Annotated in this window: 13 protein-coding genes; 11 read left to right on the plus strand and 2 right to left on the minus strand. The window is 54.7% G+C overall.

From position 1 onward, the window contains the following. Positions 1-76 precede the first annotated feature (76 nt). From serC to Poly59_RS01050, 7 genes are all read left to right on the plus strand, one after another. A complete protein-coding gene (gene serC, locus Poly59_RS01020) occupies positions 77-1,189 on the plus strand; it encodes a 3-phosphoserine/phosphohydroxythreonine transaminase (protein WP_146532228.1) in 1,113 nt (370 codons plus the stop codon). 140 nt (positions 1,190-1,329) lie between these two features. After that, positions 1,330-2,505 carry a 3-phosphoglycerate dehydrogenase family protein gene (locus Poly59_RS01025; RefSeq protein WP_146532229.1) on the plus strand — a complete coding sequence of 392 codons (1,176 nt, stop codon included), beginning with the start codon at positions 1,330-1,332 and terminating at the stop codon, positions 2,503-2,505. Between the two features lie 300 nt (positions 2,506-2,805). Beyond that, positions 2,806-3,348 (plus strand): DUF2726 domain-containing protein, encoded by a 543-nt coding sequence (locus Poly59_RS01030; RefSeq protein ID WP_146532230.1) that lies wholly within the window; start codon positions 2,806-2,808, stop codon positions 3,346-3,348. 204 nt (positions 3,349-3,552) lie between these two features. Next, positions 3,553-5,607 carry a flagellar biosynthesis protein FlhA gene (gene flhA, locus Poly59_RS01035; protein WP_246151424.1) on the plus strand — a complete coding sequence of 685 codons (2,055 nt, stop codon included), beginning with the start codon at positions 3,553-3,555 and terminating at the stop codon, positions 5,605-5,607. 81 nt (positions 5,608-5,688) lie between these two features. Next, the gene (flhF, locus tag Poly59_RS01040) at positions 5,689-6,909 is read left to right on the plus strand and encodes a flagellar biosynthesis protein FlhF (protein WP_146532232.1); all 1,221 of its coding nucleotides are present in this window, start codon (positions 5,689-5,691) and stop codon (positions 6,907-6,909) included. Positions 6,910-7,067: 158 nt separating this feature from the next. Then, the gene (locus Poly59_RS01045; protein ID WP_246151288.1) at positions 7,068-7,337 is read left to right on the plus strand and encodes a hypothetical protein; all 270 of its coding nucleotides are present in this window, start codon (positions 7,068-7,070) and stop codon (positions 7,335-7,337) included. 212 nt (positions 7,338-7,549) lie between these two features. Then, a complete protein-coding gene (locus tag Poly59_RS01050; protein ID WP_186775954.1) occupies positions 7,550-8,347 on the plus strand; it encodes a FliA/WhiG family RNA polymerase sigma factor in 798 nt (265 codons plus the stop codon). An 80-nt stretch (positions 8,348-8,427) separates the two neighbouring features. Here the strand turns inward: Poly59_RS01050 and Poly59_RS01055 are convergent, their stop codons facing one another. Beyond that, a complete protein-coding gene (locus Poly59_RS01055) occupies positions 8,428-9,519 on the minus strand; it encodes a class I SAM-dependent methyltransferase (RefSeq protein WP_146532233.1) in 1,092 nt (363 codons plus the stop codon). Between the two features lie 215 nt (positions 9,520-9,734). On the opposite strand from Poly59_RS01055, the gene Poly59_RS01060 reads away from it, so the two are divergent. The 4 genes from Poly59_RS01060 to Poly59_RS01075 all read left to right on the plus strand — a co-directional run bounded on the left by Poly59_RS01060 (position 9,735) and on the right by Poly59_RS01075 (position 13,515). Further along, positions 9,735-10,265: a hypothetical protein gene (locus Poly59_RS01060; protein WP_146532234.1), complete on the plus strand. Its 531-nt coding sequence runs from the start codon at positions 9,735-9,737 to the stop codon at positions 10,263-10,265. A 40-nt stretch (positions 10,266-10,305) separates the two neighbouring features. Next, on the plus strand, positions 10,306-11,481 hold the full coding sequence (locus Poly59_RS01065; RefSeq protein WP_146532235.1) for a glycosyltransferase family 4 protein: 1,176 nt from the start codon (positions 10,306-10,308) through the stop codon (positions 11,479-11,481). 103 nt (positions 11,482-11,584) lie between these two features. Then, positions 11,585-12,550 (plus strand): serine/threonine protein kinase, encoded by a 966-nt coding sequence (locus tag Poly59_RS01070; RefSeq protein ID WP_146532236.1) that lies wholly within the window; start codon positions 11,585-11,587, stop codon positions 12,548-12,550. Next, a complete protein-coding gene (locus Poly59_RS01075; protein ID WP_146532237.1) occupies positions 12,550-13,515 on the plus strand; it encodes an acetyl-CoA carboxylase carboxyltransferase subunit alpha in 966 nt (321 codons plus the stop codon). The genes Poly59_RS01070 and Poly59_RS01075 overlap by 1 nt, the downstream gene beginning before the upstream one ends. A 368-nt stretch (positions 13,516-13,883) precedes the next feature. Here Poly59_RS01075 and Poly59_RS01080 read toward each other — a convergent pair whose 3' ends face one another. Then, positions 13,884-14,567, minus strand: a complete 684-nt coding sequence (locus tag Poly59_RS01080) for a CvpA family protein (RefSeq protein ID WP_146532238.1) — start codon at positions 14,565-14,567, stop codon at positions 13,884-13,886. Positions 14,568-14,639: the final 72 nt, after the last annotated feature.

Here is a 14,639-nt window from a genome sequence, read left to right on the forward strand (position 1 = left end):
AATCAGAAGCGACGATGAACATCATTTTTTCACCGTGCTTTCCCATGATACCTTTCCAATCAGGAAACTTCGATCCATGAGTGCCACCGCGACCACTGAGCGGGTCTTCAATTTTTCGGCCGGCCCCGCCGCCTTGCCCGTTTCGGTACTTCAGGAGATCCAAGACGAACTTCTGTGTTATCCCGGCGCCGGCGCGTCGGTGATGGAACTGAGCCACCGAGGCAAGGTCTTCATCCAGATCATGGAAGAAGCCGAAGCATCGATTCGCTCGCTGTTTGGCATTTCAGACGACTACGCTGTGCTGTTGCTACAAGGCGGCGCGGCGCTTCAGTTTTCGATGATTCCCTGCAACTTGCTTCGCGACAGCGGCAAGTCGGCTTCGTACCTGCTAACCGGTGCATGGGGTAAGAAAGCGATTGGCGAAGCCAAGAAAGAAGGCACGGTCGATACGATTTACTCGGCTGCCGATACAGGCTTTGACCGAGTACCCAAGGCCGGCGATTACACCGTCAAAGACGATTCGGCGTACCTGTATTACTGCAGCAACGAAACGATCGAAGGCGTTCAGTTTCAATCCGAACCCGAATGTCCAACCAGCGTGCCACTGATTAGTGACGCCTCGAGCGATTTTCTGTCTCGACCACTGGACATCGACAAGTACGGCCTGATTTACGCGTGTGCTCAAAAGAACGCCGGCCCGGCTGGCGTTACCGTCGTCGTGATCCGTCGCGATCTGTTGGAAATGGGCAGCGACAAGTTGCCCGGTTACCTGAACTACAAGAACCACGCCGATAACGACTCGATGTGGAACACGCCCCCGACATTCCCAATCTATGTACTGGGTAAAGTTGCAAAGTGGTTGTCCAGTGACATCGGTGGCTTGGCCGCGATGGAAAAGCTGAATCACGAGAAGTCAAACTTGCTGTACCAAGTCATCGACAAGTACCCCGAGTTTTACTTGGGCCATGCTCAGGTCGATTGCCGATCGAAGATGAACGCAACGTTCAATCTGCCCAGTAGTGGGTTGTTAGAAGCTTTTGTCAGCGAAGCCGGCAAAAACAATCTGCAGAACCTAAAGGGTCACCGCAGCGTCGGAGGCATCCGTGCCAGCGTCTACAACGCGATGCCGCTTGAAGGTGCCCAAGCACTGGCAAGCTTCATGGACGACTTTGCAGCCAAGAATGGTTAGTAGTCGACGTCAGCTTGTTTTTCCGGGTAGCAAAACTTGTCAAGAGTTTCGCTACCGATGCGGGTCAATGTGGGCCAGGACGATACCGATACCTGGCCAAAGTCCCTTTCCAATTTACTCTCAACGCTATTTCATTGTCCATGTACAAGATCCTGACGCTCAACAACATTTCGCCCCTCGGTCTGCAACGTCTGCCTCGTGATAAATACGAGATCGGGTCCGAAATCAGTCAACCCGACGGCGTCCTACTGCGTTCGTTCAAAATGCACGACATGGACATCCCAACGTCCGTCAAAGCGATTGGTCGCGCCGGCGCCGGGGTGAACAACATCCCCGTCGACGAAATGACCAAGCGTGGCGTCCCCGTCTTTAACGCGCCGGGCGCGAACGCCAATGCAGTCAAAGAGCTGGTCCTGGCGGGCCTACTGATGGCGTCTCGCAACATCCATGGTGCGATGAAATTTGCAGCGGGAATCCAAGGCGACGATGCAGCCGTTTCGGTCGCGGTCGAAGCCGGCAAGAAGAACTTTGTCGGATCGGAATTGCCGTCCAAGACGCTCGGCGTGATCGGACTCGGCGCCATCGGTGTACGCGTCGCCAATGCTGCGTTGTCATTGGGCATGAAGGTCGTTGGTTACGACCCGCTGATCTCGGTCCAAAGCGCTTGGCAATTGTCCAGCGGAGTCGAAAAAGCAGTCAGTCTTGATAGCCTGTTTTCCCAATGCGATGCCATCACCGTTCACGTGCCACTGATCGATGCGACTCGCGGCATCGTCAATGCCGACCGATTGAAGATGATGCCCAAGGGTGGCATCATCGTGAACTTAGCACGTGGCGGAATCTGCGATGACAAGGCGGTTCTAGCGTCACTCGACTCCGGACACACAGCCGCTTATGTGATTGACTTCCCAACCGAAGCGCTGATGAAGCACGCCAAAGTGATTTCGTTTCCTCACCTGGGTGCATCGACCAACGAAGCTGAAGAAAATTGCGCCGTGATGGTGGCAGACAGCGTCAGTGGTTTCCTGCAGGACGGGACAGTGACCAATGCCGTCAACTTTCCCGAGGCTTTCATGCCACGAAATAGTGGCACACGGATCACGATCGCAAACGCAAACGTCCCTAACATGGTGGGTCAAATCTCAACAATTTTGGCCAATGCAGGATTGAATATCGCCGACCTATTGAACAAGTCTCGCGGTGACATCGCGTACACGATCATCGACCTAGACGGTGACATCGACGATCAAACGCTCGAGTCACTTCGAGGTATCAAAGGCGTGCTTTCGCTGCGAAAACTACCACCGGTCGCCTAACAACGACGCGTTAGCGCCTGATCACTGATCGGAATGCACCGGGATAACGTCCCGGACGCACACGGAAACCTACAGTGGTCAGGCAGTGAATTGCTCGAATCACAATGGTGCTTCGTCTCCCCCCAGATCAAGCCGCACCCGCCAAGCCCCGCCCCCAAGAGGCCCTGGCTTGATGATCATTACCTGCAGCGGGGAGAGACTATCTTAGCGCCGGCGCCGCGGCTAACCTGAGTCCGAAAGAGGCGTTCGTATCATCGCCTCGAGTTGCAAGACGCATCTTTCGGCGAAGGTTTCCTGAGCATGCCTGCAAAGGTTCAACAAGGCTGGGCGAAAACGCTAAGTGGTCTCATGGGGCGCAAGCAAGGCCCAGCGACTCCTAGCGTAACGATCTCGCGCGACCAGTTTCTGCAGACCGATGAACTCGAGTTTTTTCACCGCTTGGTCGCCGCCATAGGAAAACGAGGCATTGTCTGCCCCAAGACGCGAGCCATCGATGTCGTTCGTTTGACAAATGCATCAGCGCACCTTAAAGATGCTGTGCGATTGAATCTAAAGCAGATCAACTTTCTTATCATCGAGCCACGATCTGGGGTTCCGATCTGCGCCATCCAAACAGAGCTAATCCAAAATCGCCGCGGACGACTACAAGAAGACTTCCTTCGCAACGTCCTCCGCTCGGCCGACCTGCCACTGATTCGAATCTCGATCACCAAGATGCCGTCGGTTGGATCGATTCGCGACCTGCTGATGCCGATCATCGAAAACCGAGAAAACGAACTCACCCAAACTTCGCAGATGATTCACGGCCCGCACGACAACGCCGCCCGCCAAGCAGGAAGCTAATTGCAAGCGATTTTGGAACCCCAGGCATCCAACACAAACAGCCGTGTCTGCCCAAATCGCCAAGCCAGTGCCCCCGATTGAATATTGGACGGCGCGAACTTCTCTGGACCGCAACCTGCGGTTTCCTGTAACGTCGAACCGTAGTGCTGGCAAAGGGATTGCCGGCTTCGGCGTTGCCAGAAGGATTCGACGATGCAGTTCTTGATGAAGTACCGAGACTTGGTGCTGCCACTTGGCATCATCGGTTGCTTGGTCGTCATCTTGGTACCGCTTCCACCGGCACTGATGGACTTGCTGTTGGCCGCCAATATCACGGTCGGAGTGATCGTGTTGGTGACCACCATCTACATCTCAACTCCACTTGAATTCAGCATTTTTCCATCGCTTTTGCTAGCGACCACGCTCGCCCGGTTGGTGCTTAATGTCGCGACGACCAGGCTGATTTTGACCGGCGCCGACGGCAAAGGCATGGGCGCCGCCGGTGGCGTGATCCAGCAATTCGGCGAATTTGTCGCGGGCGATCGCATCGAGGTCGGCGTGATCATCTTCGTCATCATTGTTTTGATTCAGTTCATCGTGATCACCAAGGGTGCAACTCGGATCAGCGAAGTGGCAGCCCGTTTCGCGTTGGACGGAATGCCCGGTCGACAAATGGCGATTGATGCCGACTTGAACGCCGGTCTGATCGACGAAAAACAAGCTCAAGAACGCCGCGAAGAAGTCGCTGGCCAAGCTGACTTCTATGGGGCCATGGACGGTGCTAGCAAATTCGTACGCGGTGACGCGGTCGCCGGTATCGTGATCACAGTCGTCAACGTGATTGGTGGACTGTACATCGGTGTGATGCAAGCCGGAATGAGCATCACTGAAGCAGCCGCCCTCTTTACAAAACTGACCATCGGTGACGGACTGGTCAGCCAAGTGCCCGCGCTGTTGATTTCGTTGGCGGCCGGTTTGCTAGTCACCAGAAGTGCCAAGAAGGCAAGCCTACCAACTCAGTTTCTGCAACAGTTGTTCGGCAATCCTAAGGCGTTGTTTGTTGCCGGCGGATTCTTATTGCTGTTGATCGTAACCAAGCTACCCGCGATCCCGATGGCTACTCTTGGCATTGGTTGTATCGGATTGGCCGTCGTCATGAATCGTCAAACGGCCCAAAAAGGCGTTGACGACGCCGCCAGCGCAGAAGCCAAACGAACGGCAGCAGCTGTACCGCCCGAAAAACGCGTTGAAGATTTCTTGGCGATCGACCCTATGGAAATCTCCATCGGTCTCGGCCTACTAAGCCTTGCCGACCCGGCCCGCGGCGGCGACCTGATGCAACGGATCACCGGCGTTCGAAACGCGATTGCGACCGACATTGGCGTCATTCTGCCAAAGGTACGCGTACGAGACGAAATGACACTGGGCCAATTCGAATACGAAATTCGCATTCAAGGGAATCCGATCGGCGGGGCGTCGGTACTGCCTGATCGACTGCTGGCAATCGACAGCGGACATACCACCGGCGTGATCGACGGCGAACCTACTCGCGACCCAACCTTTGGCGAGCCTGCGGTTTGGATTGACCCGATGCGGCGCGAACAAGCCGCAATCTACGGTTACACAACGGTCGAACCGGGAGCTGTTCTAGCGACTCATTTACAAGAAGTTGCCCGCCGCCACGCCGACGAACTGCTCTCGAGAGATGCAACCAAACACTTGATCGACGAACTACGCGAAGCATCCCCCACCGTCGTGGACGAACTGGTCCCCGGCGTGATGAAAGTCAGCGATGTTCAACAAGTTCTACATCTGTTGCTGCGTGAAGACGTCCCCATTCGTCAACTTGGCATCATCATGGAAACGCTTGGCGACTTTGCCACACGAACCAAAGATCCAATTTGGCTTTGCGAGTACGTTCGCCACCGCTTGGCACGCACGATCAGTTCGCGTTATCGCGACGAACAGGGCCAACTGCACGTGATGGCGCTCGACCCAGCCATGGAAGACCGTATCGCAGCAGGCATCGAACACAATGATCGCGGATTATTTATCCGAATGAGCCCAACAGCGATCGACTCGACTTGCGACAAGATCCAACAAGGGATTAAGAAACTATCAACCGCGGGTCATCCACCGTTGGTTTTGGTCAGTCCGAAAATTCGGCCAGGTCTTCGACAAATGACCGCGTCGGCATTGCCGCGACTAAGAGTCCTTTCGTACAACGAAATTACCCAAGACACAAAAATCGAATCTCACGGCGTGATCACAGATCTGTAGGCTTCAAAACCCCAGTTCTACCGTTCACAAAACAACGTTCTGTAAATCGTAATCCTTCCCATGATTCCCGACGTTCCCTCCATGCACATTCGCACCTTTCGAGCAGCCAGCTTGCAAGACGCCTTGGAACAGATCCGTCACCAGATGGGACCGGACGCATCGGTGCTGCACACGCGGCAAGTGCGAGACGGTTGGATGGGCTGGCTCGGGCGCACTTATGTTGAAGTCACGGCCGGACTGCGTGACGGCGAATCAGCCGCTGCCAAAGCAGGCAACCCCGCCGATGCGATCGATTCGCGGCACGCCTCGACCAACCATCCGCACCCACCGCGAAACACACCATCACACGGCAACTCGGCTAGTCCGATTCGCATCGCCGACCACGCCTACGACTTTAGCGACGCAGCGGCGAGAAACGACCGGGGCAGGGAAGGGTACTTGTCAAATTCAGCGTCACTTCCAATTTCGCTGCAATCGTATCGCGAGGAACTGATCAGCGCGGGTGTCGGATCTTCAACGGCAGACCGATGGCTAACCGCAACCGCCAGCTTTGCAGCCGGACTTGGCGATGCACCGGGCGGCCAATTCGTTTCGGGCACGCCATGGATGGAACACCTTCAGCGGACAATCGGACGCGAACTACGAATCGGCAGCCCGATTCTGACCCAACCTGGCGACCGCCGAATCGTTGCTCTCGTTGGACCGACTGGCGTTGGCAAAACCACCACCGTCGCCAAGTTGGCGGCTGGTTTTCGAATCGAAGCACGCCGGCGAGTCGGTTTGCTGACGATCGACACATTCCGAATCGCAGCAGTCCAGCAACTAAAGGCTTACGCCGAGATCATGGACCTACCGATGGAAGTCGTCGAAAACGAAAGCCAGATGCAACCGGCATTGGACCGACTCGGCGATGTTGACTTGGTCCTGATTGACACTGCTGGACGAAGTCCCCGCAGCGACGCGAGAATCGACCAATTGGTCGGCATGCTTCACAGCGCACAACCCGACGAAACTCACTTGGTGCTTAGCAGCAACAGCTCCGCCAGCGTGATCCGATCAACGCTTGATGGGTTTGCACCAGTCCAACCGACCTCGGCCATTCTAACCAAGCTTGACGAGACGCCGCACACCGCAGGCGTGTTGTCGGCAATTGCAGCGAGCGATCGCTTCGCCGGCATACCGCTTAGCTACGTCACCAACGGACAACAAGTCCCCGACGATATCGCCATCGCCGAACCGGAATACTTGTTGTCACGGTTGCTGCCGGCGCGAATGACATTATCGCAAATCGAAGCGGCCTAACAGAAACAAAAAAGAATAACTGATGACCCAACCCTAGAACGCCGATACTGACACTGAGGCGTTTCGCAAAACACAAAACTAGCTTTAGCAAAACTTTTTGCGACCGAACAACTCACCCAAGAAACTAAATAACTGACTCTGACGAAACCGACTCAACCGTGTCACGAAGCTTTGCTGTATCGCTTGGCACTCTCGCCATGGCCTTGGTGGTCCTGCGAGGGGCCATCGGCGGCGAACTGGCCGGTCAAGTCGCCTGCGAATCAATTGTCGCTTTGATAATTTTCGCCGGCGTTGGATACGTTTCCGGATGGATCGCAGACTACTTGATACGCGATGCACTTGAACGAAACTTTCGAGCTCGCGTCGATTGGTATCGAGATGGTTTAACGGATTCGGTTTACGACAAGACAAATTCATCGAAAGACTGAAGGGCACGGATGCTCGCAAAGGTTGATTGATGATGATGAGGAAGCGGAAAGGATTTACTTTGGCAAGGATGCTAAGTGATCCCAACCGCGACCCGTATTGGAACTTCTCCACTGCGGATTTTTTTGAGACCGGTATGCTCCGGTGAAGACGCCTGTCTTTGCGGAGCAAGTGCAGCACGACGCTGCGATACATAACTTTCACGGAGGATTGGATGGCAGCGACAGCCACAGCCGACGACGAGATCCTGCAAGTCTGGCAAGAATTCAAAAAGCTGGAAAAGGATGCTCACGACTACGAAGACCTCCGAAACCGGTTGGTTGAGCGTTACATGCCATTGGTCCGCTATAACGGCGAACGAATCTGGCAACGTCTCCCCGATGGTGTCGAACTCGACGACCTTATCAGCGCCGGCATTTTCGGCTTGATGGACGCCATCGACGCGTACGACATGGAACGTGGTGTTAAGTTTGAAACCTACTGTGTCCCACGGATTCGTGGTGCCATGTTGGACGAACTTCGCACCATGGACTGGGTACCGCGACTTGTTCGCAGCAAAGCCAGCAAACTGGCCGCCGCGAAGAAGGCACTCGAAACCAAACACGGTCGCGCTCCGACCGTCATCGAGCTGTCCGAACACATGGAACTGCCGGTCGCCGAGATCGAAAAAATGCAGTCTGACGCTAACGCTGTTGGCGTCGTATCGCTTAACAAGAAGTGGTACGAAACGGACAGCTATAAGGACGTTCGCGAAATCGACGTGCTAGAGGACAAGAAGGGCGAAGACCCAACTCGTCGCGTGCAGAAGAACGACCTGATGCGATTGGTCACCAAGGGACTCAATCGCAACGAACGGTTGATCATCATTCTGTATTACTACGAAGAATTGACGATGAAAGAAATCGGCGCTACGCTCGATCTTTCGGAATCACGCGTCAGCCAGATGCACACTTCCATCGTTAACCGATTGCAACAACAACTTGGCTATCGACGACTAGAATTTGGCGCCTAGCCAAACAAAAGCATCGACATCGAAACAAAGACGGCGACTCTGTAAAGAGCCGCCGTTTTTTCGTTTTCGGGCACGACAAATCAATTTCCTGATTTGCGATAGCAGATCAGGTCGTAGCCTTGCACGGTCTTGACGCTGTCGCAGTACAAGTTGGGCCAGTTCTGATCCTCGTACTTGTCGGTTTGCTTCGTAACGACCCACACATCACCACCGGGCCGAAGGCAATTCGAAGCGGTTTGGATGAAGTGTTCCGAAATGGCGAAATTGCCGTAGTAGGGCGGGTTCAGTAATGCGATGTCGCACGGCAGCACATCCAACTCGCCATCGTGATTCAAGATGGCCGTTAAGTTGGTGATCTCGTTCGCTGCGACCGCTGATTCAACGCACTGAATCGAACGTGCGTTGCAGTCCACCGCATAAACTTGGCCGGTTCGCGATCGCAGCGCCGCAGCTAAGGCAACTGCGCCGTTACCGCATCCCATTTCAAGCACATTGGCACCTTCGGGGATAACGACTTCGCGCATCATGACTCGCGCGGCGTTATCGATCGATCGATGCGCAAACATCGATGGGCGAGAGAACGTTTTCAAAAGCCGGCCATCAGCGCGAAACTCAATTTCGGCTGCGAACGAACGAACCTTCTTAAGCTCGGACTTCTTCTTCGCCACATACGACCAACCGGCCTCGGTCTGCTGGCAGTGAACCTTGGCAAACAACGCTTGCATCTGAGCCAGCAACCACTGGTCCTGCGGCGAGTTGACGGCGGCAACGAGGTGCCCACCGATGCGCAGTCGCTGGTAGGATTGCTGCAACAAGTCGCGGTTCATCTCAGCTTCGCCGTTCTTTAGTACTGGCAGAACGACAAGGTCCACGACGACCTCTGGCAAATCGGCGCTGCAAACGATTTCGACGCGAGTGCTCTGTGACTGAGCCATCGCCGACGCTTTTGATGATCGGTGCGAATCGACATACCAACTGATCACTCGAGCGCCGGGATAACGTCGTTCCAACTCGAATGCTGCTTGACCGCGTCCAGGCGACATCACCAGACAAGTCTTGACCGATGGATCCATGATTGAAGGAAACGCGCCGATCGCCAACTCCTCAGATGGGAGCGCGGGCAGTCGGGAGAGTTGCGAATGGTTCGAAAGTTCATCAGCAGAGTCAGTCATGCCGCGATTGTAGACGCAGCGAACCTAGATCCCAAGAAGGTAGCCTTGTCTAATCTCGCCCCGACTAGATCAACTCAAAAAAATCTGCTTTGATCTCGACGCAGGGCAGGGTGAACTGCCCAAAGAGAGAATTCCTAGAGCGGTCGCGATCACGCAAGAAAGCAATTAACATGGCGGTAACGTTCACGTTTTAGCGTCCCTCTCATCGATGCCCCATGTCTGACTCGCAACCCGATCTACTGACTGACGCACCATCCGATCCTGCGGCAAAGGAAGTCACCGAGCCTTCAGTGATCAGTTCAGGGACCGGTGCAGATGATGCCGATGACCGAACCCCAGCGGCAAATGAAGCACCATCGATCAGCAAAAGCCAACGAGTCCGCGACTACATTGCGGCGAACCCCAAAGCTCGCAACAAAGACATTGTCACAGCACTTGGTTCTTTCGGCATCAAGGTTGGCGATGTGGCGAGCGTCAAGTCAAAATTAAGACAACACGGGGACAAGCCCGCTCTCAAACGCCGCGGCCGACCAAAAGGTCCGAAAAAATCGGAGTCCAAAGTTGCCTCCGATCCCAAACCAGCTAAGTCAACAGCGAAGCCTGCGCGTCCAGCCATGGTATCGTCGACCGATGCAACCGTCGGTATCGATGTGCTGGAACAATGCGTCGAGTTCATTCGCAAAGCCGGTGGCATCGACCACGCACAAAACGCCCTCGACCTGATTCGTCGCATCCGATCTCTGTAGCCCGCTATCGAATCGAATTCTTTCCTGAAAGCCCATTGCATTGCGAATCGCTCACGTCATCACTCGAATGATCATTGGCGGCGCGCAAGAAAACACGCTGCTGAATTGCTTGGATTTGGTTCGCGACTACGGTGACGACGTTCTTTTGATCACAGGTCCTTCGGTTGGTCCCGAAGGAGACTTGCTTAGCCAGGGCAGAGCAGGGGACTTACCAGTTCGAATCCTGCCCAATTTGCTGCGTTCGATTCACCCTAGTCGTGACTGGGCGGCCAGTCGTTCGATCCGCCAAGCGATTCGCGAATTCAAACCTGACGTTGTCCATACTCATAGCGCAAAAGGTGGAATGCTTGGCCGATATGTGGCTTGGGATGAACAAGTCCCTGCGGTTATCCACTCGGTTCACGGCGCTCCGTTCCATCCCTATCAATCCGCGGTCGCAAGAGAGTTCTTTCGGCGCTGTGAAAAATGGGCGGCGAAACATTGTCACCGGATGATCAGTGTTGCAGACGCAATGACCGACCTGATGGTCAAAGCAAATGTCGCGCCGCGCGAAAAATTCCAAACCATTTACAGCGGCATGGATGTCGAACCATTCGTCCACGCCAACGATCACCGTGATGCCGTGCGTCAAAAATGGGGTTTTGAAAACCATCATGTTGTCATCGGCAAGATTGCTCGACTATTTCACCTGAAAGGGCACGACGACTTGGTAACCGCAGCGGCGGAAGTGGTCGGCCAAAATGCCAACGTTCGCTTCCTATTGGTCGGCGATGGAATTTTACGGCCCAGTTTGAAAAAGCGAATCGACGAACTCGGGCTAACGCATCACTTCGTCTTCACAGGCCTGGTACCTCCAACTGAGGTCCCGTCTCTGATCGGTGCCATGGACGTGCTGGTCCATACGTCATACCGCGAAGGGCTGGCTCGAGCCCTGCCGCAAGCCTTGATTGCCGGAAAGCCAATCGTCAGCTACGACGTCGACGGGGCCAGAGAAGTCACCATCGACGATCTGACCGGATTCTTGATCCCAGCCCAGGACACGGGCCAACTGGCCCGTTCGCTGGTCCAACTTGCCGGCGACGAACCAATGAGGCGTCGGATGGGCAGGGAAGGGCAGTCGCGTTTTACCGACCAATTTCGGCATCAAACGATGACCAAAGAAATTCGACACCTGTACGGGGAGGTTCTGGCGAGCAAATCGCCAAGACCCGTCTGATCTTCCCTGGTGGCGAAATCTTGCGTTATCATGTCGAATTACGCAGACCGTACCGTTTGCCAATTTGCGCCCAGCAACCCGCTTCCTCTCAGCATCCTGACAAATGTCGAAATCACGCGACTTTCTCGGCCCCTATCGGCTCGCCCGCTTGATCCGTGGCGGCAGCACTGCTGAAGTCTGGGAAGCGATCGACGAGAACACCCAAGAACGATTCGCTTTGAAAGTGCTGCGTGAAAGCAAAGCCGACAAAGCCGAAATCGCGTTGTTGAAACATGAGTACACCGTCGCGAAAGACTTGGCCAGTCCGCGAATCATTAAGGTGATTGACATGCGTGAGGACAATGGCCGCACGTACTTAGTGCTTGAACTGTTCAGCGAACTGAACATGAAGCAAGCATTGCGTCGCGGACCAGAATCTCTTGCTTTCATGCTTGGCAAAATTGTTGAGCAATCTGCCGAGGGACTCTACTACATGCACACTAAGAATTGGCTTCACCTTGATATCAAGCCTGATAACTTTCTGGTCAGCCGCGAAGGTGTTGTGAAGCTGATTGACTTCACGATCTCACAAAAGAAAAAAACAGGACTTAGCAAATTATTTCATAGTGAAAAAGTTGCTAAAGGCACTCGCAGTTATATGGCTCCGGAACAGATTCGCCGCAAAGTTTGCGACGAACGCACCGACATCTATTCATTTGGATGCGTCCTATATGAACTGGTGACCGGCAAACCACCATTCACCGGCGACACACCAAACGACCTGCTTAATAAACACCTAACCGCCTCGATCCCAAGCCCAATCGTCCATAACGACAATGTGACACGAGAATTCGCGGACTTGGTCAAAAGCATGATGGCCAAAAAACCCGATAGCCGGCCGCCGTCGATGTGGGAGTTTTTAAAGGTGTTGCGAGGCATTGAAATTTTCAACAAGCGACCTCGAAAACCAAAGATAAGTGTTTTCGACAACATGCCAGGCATCAAAGGCGCCGAAGACATGCTGTTAAAAGATCGCGGGCTCGAAGACGATGATGATGACGAAGATCAACAAGTAACGGAGGGTCGATAATGAGTGGCGGTCCCGGATTAGAATTTGAATCGAACATTGCAGTACTTGAAGAACAAATTGCGCAGCTCGAACGACGCACCGATCGCACCGACGAAATCGAAGTCGAAATGCGAGGGCTGCGTTTGGAACTGGTCAAACAGCTTCGCGAAACGTACAGCTCGCTGAACGCGTGGCAGACCGTTCAAGTTTCGCGGCACAAGAACCGCCCGTACACACGCGACTATCTGAATTTGGCGTTCGACGAGTTCGTCGAATTGCACGGCGACAAACACTTCGGCGACGACCGCGCGATGCTTTCGGGCTTTGCCAAACTGGATCGGTTCAAGGTCATGGTGCTCGGTCACCAGAAAGGTCGCACATACAAAGAACGCGCCGCCTGCCACTTCGGATGCGCTCATCCCGAAGGCTACCGCAAGGCGATGATCCGAATGCGGATCGCCGAGAAGTACAAACTGCCGCTGATCTGTTTTATCGACACACCCGGTGCGTACCCGGGAATCGGCGCAGAAGAACGTGGCCAGGCCCAAGTGATTGCCGAGAGCATGTTCATGATGAGCCGACTGAAAACACCGGTCATTTGCGTCGTCATCGGCGAAGGCGGATCGGGTGGCGCGCTGGGCATCGGCGTGGGCGATCGAGTGGCCGTTTTGGAGCACGCTTACTACAGCGTCATCAGCCCGGAAGGGTGCGCCGGAATCCTGTGGAAGAGCCACGAGCACGCACCCAAAGCGGCGGCGGCTTTGAGGTTCACCAGCGGCGATCTGAAGCGGCTTGGCGTGGTCGACGATGTGCTCGAAGAACCACTCGGCGGCGCCCACCGCGACCATCACCAAATGGCGTCACGGTTGAAAACTTATCTGTCGCGAACACTGTCGGAACTTGAGCAGAAGAGTGACAAAGAACTCGTCGACGAGCGCTACGAAAAGTTCCGCCGCATCGGCGTCTTCATGGAACAAGCCGTCTGAACACAGACGGCCAAACGGCTGGGAAGAGCGTCATCCACGGGCGATTCCAAACCGCCCCGCAACGTCCGATAATGCCTCTTATGTTGTATTGCAGGTACGGTTTTCCCCGTATCTGGCGTGATTTTGCTTTTCGAGCCGCCCACTGCACCGACCCATGGCGATGGCGAGCCTACACGGCGGCTCGCACGCCAATCATTTGCGAATCCAGAACACCAAGTGTTCGCCCTTTGAACAGCCGCGTCACAACTGTTCGCCAAATTTTGAGCCGAGCCTGCGCCCGCACACATTCGCCAAACCGATCAGCAAACAGACAGATTCTGCTCGCTTGATTCAGTGCATCAATCGCAAACCGAGACCCGCCCAACGCATCAACGTTGGTATGATCCGTTGATCGATTGCCGAGCCTGTTGAGTGTTCCAAGCGGGTGCTGCGGCGGGCGGTTGCCAGGGGGCGGATTCGACAAAACCGGCGGCCGCTTGGCCGAGCCCACCGATCGGACGAACTTCGCCGCTAGCGATGTTCGATCGGGCTGACTCGGCTTCGTGGAATTGCTGCTCGAATCGATCCAGGTACGGACCGATCACTTCGTGGATTTCCGGCGGGATCACAGATTGGCTTTGGTCAAGAACTTTAGCGATATAAATCCCGCTTTTGCTTTGCACGACTTTTTCGCGAACTTGCTGACCCGCCAACGTGACAGCGAACATCGTGATCAAGGTGCAGTACAGCGATCCCTTCAACAACCCGAACACAGCGCCGATGTGATTGTCGAACTCCTTCAATTTCATCCGATCGATCGAACTGCTGATCATCCGAAACGCAACCCAGATCAGCAGCGACGTTCCGATGAACAGAATCAACATCGCCAAGAACTGGTTCCACGGCGGCTCGACACTGATCGATCGTCCGAATGGCTCGCGCAGCTTCAAAGCCACAAAATAGCTTCCCAAGATCGAAGCGATCGAGGCAAGTTGCCAAGCAAGTCCTTTGACGGCGCCGAACAACATCGCGCCAATCAAAACGACCAACATCACAATGTCGTAGATCTCCATCAAATACATCCATGAAGGTAGGGAGAGAGCGGTGGGGGCGTGGCAAGAGGCCAGTGGAGAATGAGCGAAAAT

This window comes from Rubripirellula reticaptiva (assembly GCF_007860175.1).
GTDB classification, from domain to species: Bacteria; Planctomycetota; Planctomycetia; order Pirellulales; family Pirellulaceae; genus Rubripirellula; species Rubripirellula reticaptiva.

What these genes read in the sequence shown, in the direction of transcription:
- Poly59_RS01075 (WP_146532237.1), top strand. Translation starts at nt 12,550, where the DNA reads ATGAGTGGCGGTCCCGGATTAGAATTTGAATCGAACATTGCAGTACTT.
- serC (WP_146532228.1), top strand. Translation starts at nt 77, where the DNA reads ATGAGTGCCACCGCGACCACTGAGCGGGTCTTCAATTTTTCGGCCGGC.
- Poly59_RS01025 (WP_146532229.1), top strand. Translation starts at nt 1,330, where the DNA reads ATGTACAAGATCCTGACGCTCAACAACATTTCGCCCCTCGGTCTGCAA.
- Poly59_RS01070 (WP_146532236.1), top strand. Translation starts at nt 11,585, where the DNA reads ATGTCGAAATCACGCGACTTTCTCGGCCCCTATCGGCTCGCCCGCTTG.
- Poly59_RS01080 (WP_146532238.1), bottom strand. Translation starts at nt 14,567, where the DNA reads ATGGAGATCTACGACATTGTGATGTTGGTCGTTTTGATTGGCGCGATG.
- Poly59_RS01055 (WP_146532233.1), bottom strand. Translation starts at nt 9,519, where the DNA reads ATGACTGACTCTGCTGATGAACTTTCGAACCATTCGCAACTCTCCCGA.
- Poly59_RS01060 (WP_146532234.1), top strand. Translation starts at nt 9,735, where the DNA reads ATGTCTGACTCGCAACCCGATCTACTGACTGACGCACCATCCGATCCT.
- flhA (WP_246151424.1), top strand. Translation starts at nt 3,553, where the DNA reads ATGAAGTACCGAGACTTGGTGCTGCCACTTGGCATCATCGGTTGCTTG.
- Poly59_RS01050 (WP_186775954.1), top strand. Translation starts at nt 7,550, where the DNA reads ATGGCAGCGACAGCCACAGCCGACGACGAGATCCTGCAAGTCTGGCAA.
- flhF (WP_146532232.1), top strand. Translation starts at nt 5,689, where the DNA reads ATGCACATTCGCACCTTTCGAGCAGCCAGCTTGCAAGACGCCTTGGAA.
- Poly59_RS01030 (WP_146532230.1), top strand. Translation starts at nt 2,806, where the DNA reads ATGCCTGCAAAGGTTCAACAAGGCTGGGCGAAAACGCTAAGTGGTCTC.